At 46.9% G+C, this 14,297-nt stretch carries 7 protein-coding genes, 2 tRNA genes and 2 rRNA genes; all 11 read right to left on the bottom strand.

The features are described 5' to 3' along the window. Positions 1–101: 101 nt before the first annotated feature. The 11 genes from RBH91_RS00055 to dnaA all read right to left on the bottom strand — a co-directional run bounded on the left by RBH91_RS00055 (position 102) and on the right by dnaA (position 14,297). Positions 102–3,032: ribosomal RNA gene (locus tag RBH91_RS00055) — 23S ribosomal RNA — on the bottom strand. A 71-nt stretch (positions 3,033–3,103) separates the two neighbouring features. Then, positions 3,104–3,179: transfer RNA gene (locus tag RBH91_RS00050), tRNA-Ala, on the bottom strand. An 11-nt stretch (positions 3,180–3,190) separates the two neighbouring features. Continuing rightward, positions 3,191–3,267: transfer RNA gene (locus RBH91_RS00045), tRNA-Ile, on the bottom strand. Between the two features lie 108 nt (positions 3,268–3,375). Beyond that, positions 3,376–4,924: ribosomal RNA gene (locus RBH91_RS00040) — 16S ribosomal RNA — on the bottom strand. Together the 16S and 23S rRNA genes with 2 tRNA genes alongside form the textbook arrangement of a ribosomal RNA operon. 279 nt (positions 4,925–5,203) lie before the next feature. Next, entirely contained in the window at positions 5,204–7,681 is a 2,478-nt protein-coding gene (gene gyrA / locus RBH91_RS00035; protein WP_307893040.1) for a DNA gyrase subunit A, read from the bottom strand. A gap of 201 nt (positions 7,682–7,882) precedes the next feature. Then, entirely contained in the window at positions 7,883–9,796 is a 1,914-nt protein-coding gene (gene gyrB / locus RBH91_RS00030) for a DNA topoisomerase (ATP-hydrolyzing) subunit B (protein ID WP_307893039.1), read from the bottom strand. A gap of 59 nt (positions 9,797–9,855) precedes the next feature. Continuing rightward, positions 9,856–10,098 (bottom strand): extracellular matrix regulator RemB, encoded by a 243-nt coding sequence (gene remB / locus RBH91_RS00025; RefSeq protein ID WP_076760223.1) that lies wholly within the window; start codon positions 10,096–10,098, stop codon positions 9,856–9,858. An 18-nt stretch (positions 10,099–10,116) separates the two neighbouring features. Then, positions 10,117–11,229 (bottom strand): DNA replication/repair protein RecF, encoded by a 1,113-nt coding sequence (gene recF, locus RBH91_RS00020; protein ID WP_076760221.1) that lies wholly within the window; start codon positions 11,227–11,229, stop codon positions 10,117–10,119. A gap of 17 nt (positions 11,230–11,246) precedes the next feature. Continuing rightward, positions 11,247–11,462 carry a S4 domain-containing protein YaaA gene (gene yaaA, locus RBH91_RS00015; RefSeq protein ID WP_076760219.1) on the bottom strand — a complete coding sequence of 72 codons (216 nt, stop codon included), beginning with the start codon at positions 11,460–11,462 and terminating at the stop codon, positions 11,247–11,249. Positions 11,463–11,631: 169 nt separating this feature from the next. Then, positions 11,632–12,768 (bottom strand): DNA polymerase III subunit beta, encoded by a 1,137-nt coding sequence (gene dnaN / locus RBH91_RS00010; protein WP_307893037.1) that lies wholly within the window; start codon positions 12,766–12,768, stop codon positions 11,632–11,634. A gap of 188 nt (positions 12,769–12,956) precedes the next feature. Beyond that, positions 12,957–14,297 (bottom strand): chromosomal replication initiator protein DnaA, encoded by a 1,341-nt coding sequence (dnaA, locus tag RBH91_RS00005; RefSeq protein WP_307893035.1) that lies wholly within the window; start codon positions 14,295–14,297, stop codon positions 12,957–12,959.

Below are 14,297 nucleotides of genomic sequence, written 5' to 3'. Positions count from 1 at the left end.
CCTCACAGGAAGTGAGGGCCTTTAGCCGAGTTTCCTTGCCTTTGGCTTTTGAGAGCATTCTCTCAAAACTAGATAACGGTCAGACATTTCACAAAAATATTTAGGTTAAGTCCTCGATCGATTAGTATCTGTCAGCTCCATGTGTCACCACACTTCCACCTCAGACCTATCAACCTGATCATCTTTCAGGGATCTTACTTCCTTGCGGAATGGGAAATCTCATCTTGAGGGGGGCTTCATGCTTAGATGCTTTCAGCACTTATCCCGTCCGCACATAGCTACCCAGCGATGCCCTTGGCAGAACAACTGGTACACCAGCGGTGCGTCCATCCCGGTCCTCTCGTACTAAGGACAGCTCCTCTCAAATTTCCTGCGCCCGCGACGGATAGGGACCGAACTGTCTCACGACGTTCTGAACCCAGCTCGCGTACCGCTTTAATGGGCGAACAGCCCAACCCTTGGGACCGACTACAGCCCCAGGATGCGATGAGCCGACATCGAGGTGCCAAACCTCCCCGTCGATGTGGACTCTTGGGGGAGATAAGCCTGTTATCCCCGGGGTAGCTTTTATCCGTTGAGCGATGGCCCTTCCATGCGGAACCACCGGATCACTAAGCCCGACTTTCGTCCCTGCTCGACTTGTAGGTCTCGCAGTCAAGCTCCCTTGTGCCTTTACACTCTGCGAATGATTTCCAACCATTCTGAGGGAACCTTTGGGCGCCTCCGTTACCTTTTAGGAGGCGACCGCCCCAGTCAAACTGCCCACCTGACACTGTCTCCCTGCCCGATAAGGGCAGCGGGTTAGAAGGTCAATACAGCCAGGGTAGTATCCCACCGATGCCTCCACCGAAGCTAGCGCTCCGGTTTCCAAGGCTCCTACCTATCCTGTACAAGCTGTACCAACATTCAATATCAGGCTGCAGTAAAGCTCCACGGGGTCTTTCCGTCCTGTCGCGGGTAACCTGCATCTTCACAGGTACTATAATTTCACCGAGTCTCTCGTTGAGACAGTGCCCAGATCGTTGCGCCTTTCGTGCGGGTCGGAACTTACCCGACAAGGAATTTCGCTACCTTAGGACCGTTATAGTTACGGCCGCCGTTTACTGGGGCTTCAATTCGCACCTTCGCATACGCTAAGCGCTCCTCTTAACCTTCCAGCACCGGGCAGGCGTCAGCCCCTATACTTCGCCTTACGGCTTCGCAGAGACCTGTGTTTTTGCTAAACAGTCGCCTGGGCCTATTCACTGCGGCTCTCTCGGGCTTGCACCCTAACAGAGCACCCCTTCTCCCGAAGTTACGGGGTCATTTTGCCGAGTTCCTTAACGAGAGTTCTCTCGATCACCTTAGGATTCTCTCCTCGCCTACCTGTGTCGGTTTGCGGTACGGGCACCTCTCACCTCGCTAGAGGCTTTTCTTGGCAGTGTGGAATCAGGAACTTCGCTACTATATTTCGCTCGCCATCACAGCTCAGCCTTTACGGGAAACGGATTTGCCTATTTCCCAGCCTAACTGCTTGGACGCGGATATCCAATACCGCGCTTACCCTATCCTCCTGCGTCCCCCCATTGCTCAAATGGTGAGGAGGTGGTACAGGAATATCAACCTGTTATCCATCGCCTACGCCTTTCGGCCTCGGCTTAGGTCCCGACTAACCCTGAGCGGACGAGCCTTCCTCAGGAAACCTTAGGCATTCGGTGGAGGGGATTCTCACCCCTCTTTCGCTACTCATACCGGCATTCTCACTTCTAAGCGCTCCACGAGTCCTTCCGGTCTCGCTTCACAGCCCTTAGAACGCTCTCCTACCACTGTTCGTAAGAACAGTCCGCAGCTTCGGTGATACGTTTAGCCCCGGTACATTTTCGGCGCAGAGTCACTCGACCAGTGAGCTATTACGCACTCTTTAAATGGTGGCTGCTTCTAAGCCAACATCCTGGTTGTCTAAGCAACTCCACATCCTTTTCCACTTAACGTATACTTTGGGACCTTAGCTGGCGGTCTGGGCTGTTTCCCTTTCGACTACGGATCTTATCACTCGCAGTCTGACTCCCAAGGACAAGTCTTTGGCATTCGGAGTTTGACTGAATTCGGTAACCCGGTAGGGGCCCCTAGTCCAATCAGTGCTCTACCTCCAAGACTCTTACCTTGAGGCTAGCCCTAAAGCTATTTCGGAGAGAACCAGCTATCTCCAGGTTCGATTGGCATTTCACCCCTACCCACACCTCATCCCCGCACTTTTCAACGTGCGTGGGTTCGGGCCTCCATTCAGTGTTACCTGAACTTCACCCTGGACATGGGTAGATCACCTGGTTTCGGGTCTACGACCACGTACTCATGCGCCCTATTCAGACTCGCTTTCGCTGCGGCTCCGTCTTTTCAAACTTAACCTTGCACGGGATCGTAACTCGCCGGTTCATTCTACAAAAGGCACGCCATCACCCGTTAACGGGCTCTGACTACTTGTAGGCACACGGTTTCAGGATCTATTTCACTCCCCTTCCGGGGTGCTTTTCACCTTTCCCTCACGGTACTGGTTCACTATCGGTCACTAGGAAGTATTTAGCCTTGGGAGATGGTCCTCCCGGATTCCGACGGAATTTCACGTGTTCCGCCGTACTCAGGATCCACTCAGGAGAGAACGAAGTTTTGACTACAGGGCTGTTACCTCCTATGGCGGGCCTTTCCAGACCTCTTCATCTACCTCGTTCTTTTGTAACTCCGTACAGAGTGTCCTACAACCCCAAGAGGCAAGCCTCTTGGTTTGGGCTGTTCCCGTTTCGCTCGCCGCTACTCAGGGAATCGCATTTGCTTTCTCTTCCTCCGGGTACTTAGATGTTTCAGTTCCCCGGGTCTGCCTTCTCATATCCTATGAATTCAGATATGGATACTGCTCCATTACGAGCAGTGGGTTTCCCCATTCGGAAATCTCCGGATCAAAGCTTGCTTACAGCTCCCCGAAGCATATCGGTGTTCGTCCCGTCCTTCATCGGCTCCTAGTGCCAAGGCATCCACCGTGCGCCCTTTCTAACTTAACCATTAAAAAGAATCACTACAGAAAATTCTTGTGAATGTCTACTTTTCGTTATCTAGTTTTCAAAGAACACGTTGGTGGAGCCTAGCGGGATCGAACCGCTGACCTCCTGCGTGCAAAGCAGGCGCTCTCCCAGCTGAGCTAAGGCCCCGTTTATAAAGATGGTGGGCCTGAGTGGACTCGAACCACCGACCTCACGCTTATCAGGCGTGCGCTCTAACCAGCTGAGCTACAGGCCCATCTTTTATATATTCAAATGAAGAAGAAGTTCCTTCAAAACTAAACAAGATCTAAACGCACCTGTCTATAAGACCGGTAAGGTCTTATATTCCGTATAATATCCTTAGAAAGGAGGTGATCCAGCCGCACCTTCCGATACGGCTACCTTGTTACGACTTCACCCCAATCATCTGTCCCACCTTCGGCGGCTGGCTCCAAAAGGTTACCTCACCGACTTCGGGTGTTACAAACTCTCGTGGTGTGACGGGCGGTGTGTACAAGGCCCGGGAACGTATTCACCGCGGCATGCTGATCCGCGATTACTAGCGATTCCAGCTTCACGCAGTCGAGTTGCAGACTGCGATCCGAACTGAGAACAGATTTGTGGGATTGGCTGAGCCTCGCGGCTTCGCTGCCCTTTGTTCTGTCCATTGTAGCACGTGTGTAGCCCAGGTCATAAGGGGCATGATGATTTGACGTCATCCCCACCTTCCTCCGGTTTGTCACCGGCAGTCACCTTAGAGTGCCCAACTGAATGCTGGCAACTAAGATCAAGGGTTGCGCTCGTTGCGGGACTTAACCCAACATCTCACGACACGAGCTGACGACAACCATGCACCACCTGTCACTCTGCCCCCGAAGGGGAAGCCCTATCTCTAGGGGTGTCAGAGGATGTCAAGACCTGGTAAGGTTCTTCGCGTTGCTTCGAATTAAACCACATGCTCCACCGCTTGTGCGGGCCCCCGTCAATTCCTTTGAGTTTCAGTCTTGCGACCGTACTCCCCAGGCGGAGTGCTTAATGCGTTTGCTGCAGCACTAAAGGGCGGAAACCCTCTAACACTTAGCACTCATCGTTTACGGCGTGGACTACCAGGGTATCTAATCCTGTTCGCTCCCCACGCTTTCGCGCCTCAGCGTCAGTTACAGACCAGAGAGTCGCCTTCGCCACTGGTGTTCCTCCACATCTCTACGCATTTCACCGCTACACGTGGAATTCCACTCTCCTCTTCTGCACTCAAGTTCCCCAGTTTCCAATGACCCTCCCCGGTTGAGCCGGGGGCTTTCACATCAGACTTAAGAAACCGCCTGCGCGCGCTTTACGCCCAATAATTCCGGACAACGCTTGCCACCTACGTATTACCGCGGCTGCTGGCACGTAGTTAGCCGTGGCTTTCTGGTTAGGTACCGTCAAGGTACCGCCCTATTCGAACGGTACTTGTTCTTCCCTAACAACAGAGCTTTACGATCCGAAAACCTTCATCACTCACGCGGCGTTGCTCCGTCAGACTTTCGTCCATTGCGGAAGATTCCCTACTGCTGCCTCCCGTAGGAGTCTGGGCCGTGTCTCAGTCCCAGTGTGGCCGATCACCCTCTCAGGTCGGCTACGCATCGTCGCCTTGGTGAGCCATTACCTCACCAACTAGCTAATGCGCCGCGGGTCCATCTGTAAACGGCAGCCGAAGCCGCCTTTTATGATTGAACCATGCGGTTCAATCAAGCATCCGGTATTAGCCCCGGTTTCCCGGAGTTATCCCAGTCTTACAGGCAGGTTACCCACGTGTTACTCACCCGTCCGCCGCTAACCTAAGGGAGCAAGCTCCCGTCGGTTCGCTCGACTTGCATGTATTAGGCACGCCGCCAGCGTTCGTCCTGAGCCAGGATCAAACTCTCCATGAAGTTTGATAATGACTACGCACATTCGCATGTGCGATTTATTTAATGAATTAACAGGTACGTTTGTCTTGTTTAGTTTTCAAAGAACTTCGTTGCCGCTCTCAAAGCGACCACTTAAATATAACATCTGAGAGACGAGCGGTCAATACTTTTTTTAAAAAAGTTTTGCTTTTGCTTTCTTTATAAGCGGCCAAGAAATATTATAGCATATGATTGATTTGGAGAAAAGACCCTAATCTATATTACACAACAATAAAAAATGCAGCCCGCAGGCTGCATTTTTTATGATTCATCGGCTTCAAGCTCTTCAGTTTCCGTGTCATCGATTTCTTCGTCTTTTTCAACCAAGGCTACAGTAGCTACATGCTCCTGATCACCTAACCGGATGAGGCGGACACCCTGCGTTACACGGCCGGTAATGGAAATATCATTAATATCCATCCGTATGATCACTCCGCTGGCGGTGATGATCATCAAATCTTCTTCTCCTTTTGTTGCTTTGACTGTAACAAGAGGCCCGTTGTTTTCCGTGATCTTGCAGGTTTTCAACCCTTTTCCTCCACGGCTTTGCGTTCTGTATTCTGAAGCAGGCGTCTGTTTGCCGTATCCTTTTTCCGTTACGATTAAAACATGGGAATCCTCTTCTAAAATTTCCATGCCGACAACCATGTCGTCACCTGTGAGCGTGATGCCCTTAACACCGGCTGCGGTTCTTCCCATCTGTCTTACATCGGTTTCTGGGAATCGAATCAGCAGTCCGTTTTTCGTTCCAATAATAATTTGCCTGTTGCCGTCAGTCAATCGTACAGCCATCAGCTCATCTTCGCCGCGAAGACTTAAGGCAATTAAACCGTTGTTGCGAATATTGGCGAATTGAGAAAGCGGCGTCCGTTTTGAAATTCCGTGTTTAGTGGTAAAGAACAAGTATGATTCATCGTCAAACTCGGAAACCGGAATGATCGCATTGATCCATTCCCCTTTTTCCACTTCAAGCAGGTTGATGATTGGAATTCCCTTTGCAGTTCGGCCGAATTCAGGAATTTCATACCCTTTGGCACGATATACCTTCCCTTTATTTGAGAAAAAGAGAATCGTGTCATGAGTGGATGTGGAGATCAGGTGTTCAACGAAGTCATCTTCATTTGTTCCCATACCCTGGATTCCTTTTCCGCCCCGTTTTTGGCTACGGTAAGTGGAAGAAGGCAGGCGTTTGATATAGCCATTATGAGTTAAAGTGACAACGATATTTTCTCTCGTAATGAGATCTTCGTCCTCGATTGTTTCAAGTCCTGACGTCACGATCTCCGTCCGGCGCTCATCATTGAAGCGGTCTTTAATCTCTGTCAGTTCTTCACGGATGATTTCAAGAACCTTTTCTTCGTCTGCTAAAATCGCTTTTAACTCTGCGATCAGCTCAACCAAGCTTTTGTATTCTTCTTCGATTTTTTCGCGTTCGAGACCTGTTAACCGCTGAAGACGCATGTCCAAGATGGCTTGTGCTTGTTTTTCAGTCAATGAAAATTTCTCGATTAACCCATTTTTCGCAATTTCAGCCGTTTGCGAGTTTCTGATTAAGGAAATAACTTCATCAAGGTGGTCTAGAGCGATCCTCAATCCCTCAAGGATGTGAGCTCTCGCTTCCGCTTTTCGAAGTTCGAAAGCCGTACGTCTTTTGATCACCACTTTTTGGTGGTCGAGGTAATGCTCAAGACATTGCTTTAAGCTCAATACTTTCGGCTGTCCGTCCACGAGCGCTAAAAGATTAATACCGAATGATGTTTGGAGAGCCGTTTGCTTGTACAAGTTATTTAACAGGACGTTGGCATTTGCATCCCTTCTCAGCTCGATAACAATCCTCATTCCGTTTCGGTCTGATTCATCGCGGAGATCTGTGATTCCTTCGATTTTCTTATCCCGGACAAGGTCGGCGATTTTTTCAATCAGTTTCGCTTTATTCACCTGGTACGGTATTTCCGTAATGATGATGACCTGTTTGCCAGAGGATGTTTCTTCGATTTGAGCTTTGGCCCGAAGCGTGATTGAACCCCTGCCTGTTTCATAGGCTTTACGGATTCCGCTTCTGCCCATGATCATCCCTGCTGTCGGGAAGTCCGGCCCCGGAATGATTTCCATCAATTCTGCGAGCGTCATCTCAGGGTTCTTGCTGACAGCCAATACACCGTCAATAATTTCACCGAGCTGGTGAGGCGGAATGTTTGTCGCCATACCTACTGCTATCCCGGCAGCTCCATTGACAAGCAGATTTGGAAATCTGGCAGGCATGACAATCGGTTCTCTTTCAGATCCGTCATAGTTGTCCTGATAATCGATCGTGTCTTTATTAATATCTCTGAGAATTTCCATGGATATTTTCGACATTCTCGCTTCTGTATAACGCATAGCCGCAGCCGAATCGCCATCGACAGAACCAAAGTTTCCATGGCCTTGAACGAGCATGTACCGATAGTTAAAGTCCTGCGCCATTCTGACCATGGATTCGTAAACGGCAGAATCACCATGAGGGTGGTACTTACCGATAACTTCGCCGACGATCCGCGCGGATTTTTTATATGGTTTGTCACTTGTCATCCCAAGGTCGTTCATCGCGTACAGGATTCTTCTATGCACCGGTTTAAGGCCGTCTCTTACATCTGGAAGAGCGCGGGAAACAATAACACTCATCGCATAATCTAAAAAAGATGTGCGCATTTCCTGACTGATATTAATTTCCTGAACTTGGGGCTTATGTTGTTCACTCATTAAAAAACCTCCCTGGAGAATCTACATGAGTTGTGTGGGAGTAGATTTGTATTTATACTCTTCAACGAATAAGGCTATTCTCCATTATATCAATAATCTTGATTTTATACACATTAAATTACTAGAATATGAAAGGTTTCACCCTTTCATATTTTAGAAAAGACCTTATTTCATTTAAGCGAAAATAAGGTCTTATCGGTGTTAAATATCTAGGTTCTTTACATAGCGGGCATTTTCTTCGATGAAGTTTCGCCGCGGCTCCACCTTGTCTCCCATCAGCATTTCAAAGGTTTCATCGGCATCGATTGCATCTTTGAGCGTCACTTGAAGCAATGTTCTCGTTTCCGGGTCCATCGTTGTTTCCCAAAGCTGAGTCGCATTCATCTCTCCCAAACCTTTATAGCGCTGAAGGCCGGGCTTAGGATTTTGCGGAAGCTCTTTTAAAATTTCTTCAAGCTGCTTGTCATTGTATGCATATTCGACGCGTTTCCCCTGCTGCACTTTATAGAGCGGCGGCTGGGCAATGTAAATATATCCTTTTTCGATGATTTGCCGCATATATCGGTAGAAAAAGGTGAGCAGAAGTGTTCTGATGTGCGCGCCGTCGACATCGGCATCTGTCATGATCACGACTTTTTGATAGCGGGCTTTTTCCAGGTTGAAATCTTCGCCGATTCCCGTACCGAGCGCGGTGATCATTGACCGGACTTCATTGTTGGATAAGATTTTATCAAGACGGGCTTTTTCGACGTTTAAAATTTTACCTCTCAATGGCAAAATCGCTTGGAAATGACGATCCCGGCCTTGTTTTGCCGATCCTCCCGCCGAATCACCCTCAACGATATAGAGCTCAGAAATCGACGGATCTTTTGAAGAACAGTCAGCCAATTTTCCCGGCAGATTCGACACTTCCAGAGCGCTTTTTCTTCGCGTCAGCTCGCGCGCTTTTTTGGCCGCCATGCGCGCTCTTGCCGCCATAACCCCTTTTTCGACGATTTTTTTCGCAGAATCCGGATTTTCAAGCAAGAAAGTTTCCAATGCTTCTGAAAACAAGGCGTCGGTTATGGTGCGGGCTTCTGAATTACCGAGCTTCGTTTTTGTCTGCCCTTCGAATTGCGGGTCCGGATGTTTGATTGAAATGATCGCTGTCAAACCTTCACGGACATCTTCACCGCTTAAGTTCGGGTCGTTTTCTTTGAATACGCCGTTCTTTCTGGCATAATCATTGATGACGCGGGTCAAGCCTGTTTTAAACCCGGCTTCATGCGCTCCGCCTTCATACGTATGAATGTTATTGGCAAATGAATAGATGTTGCTTGTGTAGCTGTCATTGTATTGAAGCGCTACTTCAACAGTAATCCCGTCTCTCGATCCTTCAATATAGACCGGCTCCTCGTGGACCACTTCCCTAGAGCGGTTTAAGTGTTCAACATAGCTTTTAATTCCGCCTTCATAGCAATATTCATTTTTCTGTTCTTTTCCTTCACGCGTATCTTCAATTGTGATTTTTACGCCTTTTGTCAAAAAGGCGAGTTCACGAACACGAGTGGCAAGCGTATCGTAGTCATACTCGATTGTCTCTGTGAATATTTCACGATCAGGAATGAAGTGAGTGGTCGTTCCTGTTACATCGGTCTCGCCGATCACTTTCAAATCGGCCTTCGGAACGCCCCGTTCAAATTCTTGGTAATGAATTTTCCCGTCCCTGTAAACCGTTACATCCAGCTGGGTTGAAAGGGCGTTGACAACAGAAGCCCCTACGCCGTGCAAACCGCCGGAAACCTTATAGCCACTTCCGTCAAATTTACCTCCGGCGTGCAGGACTGTCATGATGACTTCGACAGCCGGACGGCCCATTTTTTCATGAATACCGACCGGAATCCCCCGACCGTTGTCTTTTACCGTGATGCTGTTGTCATTTTCAATGACAACATTGATTTCAGTGCAGTAACCGGCCAAAGCTTCGTCAATGCTGTTATCGACGATTTCCCATACTAAATGGTGCAGACCTTTGCCGCTTGTGGACCCGATGTACATCCCCGGTCTTTTTCGAACGGCTTCCAATCCCTCTAGAACCTGTATCTGATTTTCATCGTAATTATTATGCTGTTCCATTGCCACGCACATTCACCTACACTTTTCTTCAAACATAATAAATTTATAGTAAAGATTCTTTATGAATCAATTTCCGGCTTGGATTGCGCCCGCTTTTTCAACGTGCCTGAGGCTAAAGGAGAAAAATAAATCGTTTGTACTGTGACAACAATTGATTTGGGCGTGCTGTTTGAAGAGACAATCCGCTTCTTTTGTTTCGTTAAGAACTCTTCAACGATCGGAGATGCCTTTGCCTTATAATCAAAAATAGCCACAATTTCACGTGTCGAGACAACAAAGTCGTCACCTAAATGGATATACAATCCCTCACCCCATTTTTCTCAGTCCAATAGCGTGCCATTTTCAACACGAAAGATACCTGCTTCATTTAAGGTTTCATGATCAATTCCATCAACGCTTGTCGTAGTAACGAATGTTTGAACACGGCCTTGGATAGTGTGGAGCAAGTGAGACTGCCGATAGTCATCCAGCTCTGATAATACATCATCCAAAAGCAGAATCGGATATTCCCCAATTTCCTCCTGAATCAAATCAATTTCCGCCAATTTCAGGGACAGTGCTGTCGTCCGCTGCTGGCCTTGCGATCCGTAAGTCTGTACATCCCGCCCATTGACATAAAAAAGAACATCATCTCTGTGAGGACCTGAAAGGGATACACCCCGTTCAATTTCTTTATCTCGTAATTTAGAAAACGTTTCTTGATAACTATTGATCATTTTCGACAAATCAGGCGAATCTGATACGTGAAGAGATGTATGATACTTCAAGGTCAGTTCCTCCAGCCCTCTTGAAATTCCTGAATGGATGGGCTGAGCCCATTTTTCGAGCTGATCGACAAACTGAAGGCGTTTCATCACAACCTTTGCCGCGAATTCCGTGAGCTGTTCCGTCAGCACATCAAGCATTGTTTGATCAGTCTGTTTTCTCGTTTGGAGCTGCTTCAAGAAGTGATTTCGCTGTGAAAGGATTTTTTGGTAAAGAGAAAGGTCATGAAGATAGACTGGTGATACTTGGCCGATTTCCATATCGAGAAATCTTCTTCTGACCTGGGGGCTGCCTTTTACAAGATTCAAATCCTCCGGCGCAAACATAATCGTGTTAACGGCCCCGACATACCGGCTGAGCTTCTGCTGCTCAATATGATTCACTTTACCTTTTTTTCCTTTTTTGGAAATCACAAGCTGAATGGGAACAGAACCGTTTTTTTTAATGACCCTGCCTTCTATTTTAGCATAGTCTTCATCCCATCGTATGAGTTCTTTATCATTTGAGGTTCGATGAGATTTTGCCATTGCAAGCACATAGATCGCTTCCATCAAATTTGTTTTGCCTTGGGCGTTCTCTCCAATGATCACGTTTACTTTGTTCTCAAATTGGAGCTCAAGGCGCTCATAGTTACGGTAAGATGATAATGTAAGATTTTGGATATACAATCAATATCACCTGCTTTTTAGCCGACGACTTGAAATGAACCGAACCCTTCAATCGTCACGACATCTCCAACATATAGCTTCCGGCCGCGGCGGTTATCCGGCTCACCGTTCACGATCACTTCATATTCTGATAAAAACCATTTTGCCATCCCGCCTGACTGAATGACATCCGCTAATTTCAGAAACTGACCGAGGGTAATCATGTTTGTATCAATAGCCACCGTCTTTGTCATTTTATCGACCTCTTTCAATATCACTAATATCTAATTGTACTAAAAAATAGGGAAAGAAGGAAAGGGGAAACTTGTGGCATCAAAAACAGCGGCAGGGCAAGATCATCTTTTCTCCCATGAAATAAGAGAAGCTGCCGGATTGGCCGGCAACTTTCTCTAGGTTTCGAAATTAATACGTCCGGACAGGAAGAATTAATTGAACGATTGAATCATCATTCGGAGTGCGGATCAGAAAAGGTCTCATTGCGCCTGTAAAGCTGACATGAATGTCCTCTCCTTCAAGAACTTTAAGAGCATCCAACATATATTTCGGACTAAAGGATATCTTTAAGTCTTCCCCTTCAATTTGTTCGGCATTCACCGTTTCTACAACCTTTCCGATTTCTGGAGAGTTTGAGGAAATTTCGATGGACTCATTGGCAACAGCCGAAAGTTTTACCACATTGTTCCGTCCTTCTCTTGCCAGAAGCGAAGCCCTGTCGATCGCCTGAAGAAATTCCTTTGTATTGATGATCATGTTCGTTTTGCTTTCCTGAGGAATCAGGCGGTTTGTGTCAGGATAATTGCCGTCAAGCAGTCTTGAGAAGAACAGTACGTTTTTTGTCTTAAACAGCACTTGCGTCTCTGTAATGACAATATCGACAAGCTCCTGATGATCATCAAGGATCTTGCTCAGCTCGGTCAAGCTTTTTCCGGGGATGACGACATTGTATGAGCTTTCCTCATCGATATCGAGCTTCGCTTTTCGCAGTGCCAGACGGTGGCTATCCGTCGCAGTGCATATTAATTCACCGTCTGTGACGTTCCAGTTTACACCTGTCAAGATTGGGCGTGTTTCTGAGGTGGACACCGCAAAGACGGTTTGGCGAATCAAGTTTTTTAATAGGTCAGTCGGAATTTGAAAAGCATGATGTTCTTCGATTTGCGGTAAAAGCGGATATTCGCTTGCGTCCAGCCCGTTTAGGTTAAATTCTGCTTTTCCTGAACGAATGATCGTCAAATATTGATTCTGAACTTCAATCTCCACCGTTGACATAGGCAGTTTTTTGACGATTTCACTGAAAAAACGAGCTTGAAGAACGATGCTTCCCGGCTGTTCGATTGTCACGATTTCCAAATCGCCGTCTTCTTTTGGAATGAACGATTCTATTGAGATATCTGAGTCGCTTCCTGTCAGCGAAACACCTTCATCAGAGGCGACAATCTTAATACCGGTTAAAATCGGAATCGTTGTTCTTGAAGAAACAGCCTTTAACACATCTTGGACACCTTCGACTAAACGGTCTTTTTGAATTGTGAATTTCATAATCATCCTCCTTGCGGAAATCTATTAATTATTATGTTTTATAAAAATAGCAGAAGTACTAGTAGGGGCTGTGGATTTGTGGATAAGTGGCGAGAGTGAACGGAAATACAGCCTATCCACATGTGGACAGACTGTGTAAGACTATGTTTCAGTTATTCACACTTTCCCATTCTCCACTTGAATGAAGATTACCTCAGCTGCTCTTTTATTTCTTTAATTTGCTGCTGAAGTTGTTCATCATCGCTCAGCAGCTTCGATATTTTTTCATGGGCATGGATGACCGTTGTATGGTCGCGCCCTCCAAATTCTTCGCCGATTTTTGGGAGCGAGGAATCTGTCATTTCTCTTGATAGATACATAGCGATCTGCCTCGGAAATGCCACGGATTTCGTCCGTTTTTTCGCTTTGAAATCTTCCAGTTTGATATTAAACTGCTGCCCGACAATTCTTTGAATGTCTTTGATCGTGATGACTTTCGGCTTTGAAGAAGGAATAATATCTTTCAAAGCTTCCGCGGCTAAATCGGCATTGATGTCTTTATTGATCAAAGAAGAGTATGCGACAACACGTATTAAAGCCCCTTCAAGCTCTCTGATATTGCTGTCGATCTGATTGGCAATATAAAGCATGACTTCATTAGGGATATCTAGTCCCTCTGCTTTTGCTTTCTTTCTTAAAATTGCGATTCTCGTTTCCAGATCAGGAGGTGTGATATCTGTGATCAATCCCCATTCAAAACGGGAGCGCAGGCGGTCTTCAAGCGTCGGAATCTCTTTAGGCGGCCGGTCGCTGGAAATCACGATTTGCTTTGTTTCCTCATGCAGCGTATTAAACGTATGGAAAAATTCTTCTTGCGTCTGTTCTTTTCCAGCCAGAAATTGAATATCATCTATCAAAAGAACGTCGACATTTCGGTAGCGATTGCGAAAATCGACAGCCTTATTGTCGCGGATCGAGTTGATAAATTCATTTGTAAATTTTTCAGAAGACAAATAAACCACTTTTGCAGACGGATTATGATCAATGACATAGTGTCCGATCGCATGCATTAAGTGAGTTTTTCCAAGTCCGACTCCCCCATAAATAAACAGCGGATTGTATGCTTTCGCCGGCGCTTCGGCCACCGCTAGGGATGCAGCATGGGCAAATCGGTTTCCTGACCCTATAACGAAAGTGTCGAATGTGTATTTGGGATTCAGCATGTTTTGCGGAAAGTCAGCCGGTTCTTCTTTCGACATTTTTTTGATTGGAGACTTCGGCATAAATTCTTCTTCATTTTGATTCTGAGGAATGACAAATTTAATGCTCAGCTCTTCCCCGGTTAAATCGTAAATCGTATCGGCTATCAAGTGAAGATATCTTGATTCAAGCCAATCTCTTGCGAACTCGTTCGGAGCGGTAATGATCAGCGTGTCCCCCTGTAATGAATGAGCCTTTGTCGACTTCATCCATGTTTCAAAACTGGGCTTGCTCAATTTTTTTTCGATCTGCCCAAGGGCTTGACTCCAAAGATCTGAAATGTTTTTCAT

Origin of the sequence: Bacillus swezeyi (assembly GCF_030908325.1) — a bacterium.
GTDB classification, from domain to species: domain Bacteria; phylum Bacillota; class Bacilli; order Bacillales; family Bacillaceae; genus Bacillus; species Bacillus swezeyi.
Note: the sequence above shows the minus strand (reverse complement) of the source record. Positions and strands in the feature narration are given on the sequence as shown.